Origin of the sequence: Sandarakinorhabdus sp., from assembly GCF_031430775.1 — a bacterium.
Classification (GTDB): domain Bacteria; phylum Pseudomonadota; class Alphaproteobacteria; order Sphingomonadales; family Sphingomonadaceae; genus Sandarakinorhabdus.
In genome coordinates this window covers 1-2,142 of sequence record NZ_JANPCD010000192.1, presented here as the reverse complement: position 1 = coordinate 2,142, position 2,142 = coordinate 1, and the positions used below count along the sequence as shown (strand labels likewise).

Below are 2,142 nucleotides of genomic sequence, written 5' to 3'. Positions count from 1 at the left end.
TGGCGCCATGAAGCTGTTGTCCCGCGCCCTGGCCCCCCGCGTGCGCGTCAACGCCGTCGCCCCCGGCCTGACCTTGCCGACGGCCGATTACACGGCCGAACAGATGACCAGGCTGGCCGTGTAATCGGCCGTCGGCAAGGTCAGGCCGGGGGCGACGGCGTTGACGCGCACGCGGGGGGCCAGGGCGCGGGACAACAGCTTCATGGCGCCAGCCAGCGCGAGTTTGGACAGCGAATAGGAGAATTGGTCGCCGTTGGGCTGCGCGATTCGCTGATCGAGCAGCAGAATCGCGCAGGCCCTCGCCGATTCGGGCGTATCGCGCCAAAGATTGCGGGTCAGTTGCACCGGTGCGGCGCAATTGATCGCGTGATGCAGACGAATCGATTCGGCGGTTGCGGTTTCGGCAGTGTCTTCCGTGAATAGCGCGGCATTGTTGACGAGCAGCGTCGGCGGCTGTCCAGCCCAGTTGCAGACCGAATCCCACAGCGCATCAACCTGCGACGGATCGGACAGGTCGGCGGCAAACTGGCGCATGGGCACGCCGGTGCGAGCGATCGTTTCGGCCAGCATCGGATCCAGAGGCGCCTCGGTGCGACCGTGAAGGGCGAGCGCGTAGCCGCCGTCGGCCAGCCGGGCGGCGATATGGGCACCGATGCGCCGGCCACCCGCGGTGATGAGCGCGACAGGCTGGGCGCCGGGCGCCGCCATGTCAGCCCCGGTCATCTTTGTCACGGCCCTGTGTTCCACGACTACGCGTCAGCGTGATGCCGATGCCTTCGCCGGCTTCGCAGATCGCCATTTTCAGCACTTCGACCCTGACGCGGGTGAAACGGCTTTCGAGCGCCAGCAGGCGGTTAATGATGGTGTCGGCCACCGATTCGACCAGCATGTAATGCACGCCATCGGTGGACACGGCGGTGATGGCGGCCTTGATATCGAGATAGTTGCGCGAGGCATTCAGCGGTGTGTCAGCGGTAAACAGCGGCTCGGCGGCAATATCGGCCCAGACCGAAATGCGCAGCGGCTGCGTCTGGCCGGTTTCCTCGGAATAGATGCCGGTCAGCACCGGCACCTCGACGTCGCGCACCCAAAGCTGCAATTCGCTGTTCATCACGCACCCATATAAACGATGGCGGGCGGTAGCGGGTTTGCCGCATTGCGGCAATGCCAGGTCGAGGCTCAGCGGTGACGCAGGCCGGGTCGCAACGGTCGGAGCCGGCCATCGGTTTGCATGGGCGGCAGACCGAGAAGATGCAGCAGCAGCGGGTGAACATCGACATTGTCGAACGGCGCCAGCACCTTGCCGGCACGAAATGCTGGACCGGCAGCAACAAACGACGCTGCCATGTCGGGCGCAGCGGGGTCATAGCCGTGCATGCCGCCCAAAGCCATGGCGCGGGCGCCCTCGGCCAGTTTAGGCGCCCGCGCCCAGATCATCCAGCCGGGCGCGGCGACACAGACGAGATCGGGCACGCGCGGGTGCCGGCCATAATGCAGGCGGCGCGGTATGGCGGATTTGCGCCAGCATTGCATGTGCGCATGGCGGCGCAGCAGGGCTGGGGCGACGCCTGCCGCCTGCCCCGGATTGGACATGATCCCGGCAACCGCGCCGCCGGTGACGAGGCGATAGCTGGTGGCTGGCAGCAAATCGTCGAGCATGATCTGGCGGTCAGTGGACACCGGGGCCATGCCATGATCGGCGACCAGCACGATATTGGCAGCAATGCCGCGCGCTTCGAGCCCGGTAACCAGCCTGCCGACCTGGACATCGACAGCGGCAATCGCTGCATTGGTCTGCGGCGCATCGGGGCCGAATTCATGCCCGTCATGATCGACGCTGTCGAAATACAGCGTGCCAAGTCCGGGGCGCGGCGTTTCGTCCAGCCAAGCCAGCAGGCGATCCACCCGTGCCGGCTCGGGCATCTTGCCATCAAACGCCAGCCAGTGGGCAGGCCGGACACCGCGCACCGCCGCTTCGGAGCCTGGCCAGAACATGGTGGCGGCCGAAATCCCGGCCTTTTGCGCGGTGACCCAGATCGGCTCGGCGCCGTCCCACCAGCGCCGGTCCTCGACCGCCGCACGATTCGACAGACTGAACTTGCCGAGCGCCGCATCATCCATGGTGTTGCTGACGATGCCGTG

3 protein-coding genes and 1 pseudogene are annotated in these 2,142 nt (G+C 66.4%); 1 reads left to right on the top strand and 3 read right to left on the bottom strand.

Annotated features, from left to right (window positions below; translation table 11 throughout):
• Positions 1-115, top strand: a pseudogene (locus RMQ73_RS12230) (short-chain dehydrogenase); the annotation flags it as partial.
• Here RMQ73_RS12230 and RMQ73_RS12225 read toward each other — a convergent pair.
• From RMQ73_RS12225 to RMQ73_RS12215, 3 genes are all read right to left on the bottom strand, one after another.
• On the bottom strand, positions 88-708 hold the full coding sequence (locus tag RMQ73_RS12225; protein WP_310498533.1) for an SDR family NAD(P)-dependent oxidoreductase: 621 nt from the start codon (positions 706-708) through the stop codon (positions 88-90). The pseudogene RMQ73_RS12230 and the gene RMQ73_RS12225 overlap by 28 nt on opposite strands.
• A gap of 1 nt (position 709) precedes the next feature.
• Positions 710-1,111 carry a dihydroneopterin aldolase gene (locus RMQ73_RS12220; RefSeq protein WP_310498532.1) on the bottom strand — a complete coding sequence of 134 codons (402 nt, stop codon included), beginning with the start codon at positions 1,109-1,111 and terminating at the stop codon, positions 710-712.
• Between the two features lie 68 nt (positions 1,112-1,179).
• Positions 1,180-2,142 (bottom strand): alkaline phosphatase family protein (locus RMQ73_RS12215; RefSeq protein ID WP_310498531.1); only part of this gene is annotated, 963 nt, incomplete at its 5' end.

Coding starts and splice junctions, on each gene's coding strand:
- RMQ73_RS12225 (WP_310498533.1), bottom strand. CDS start 708: ATGGCGGCGCCCGGCGCCCAGCCTGTCGCGCTCATCACCGCGGGTGGC.
- RMQ73_RS12220 (WP_310498532.1), bottom strand. CDS start 1,111: ATGAACAGCGAATTGCAGCTTTGGGTGCGCGACGTCGAGGTGCCGGTG.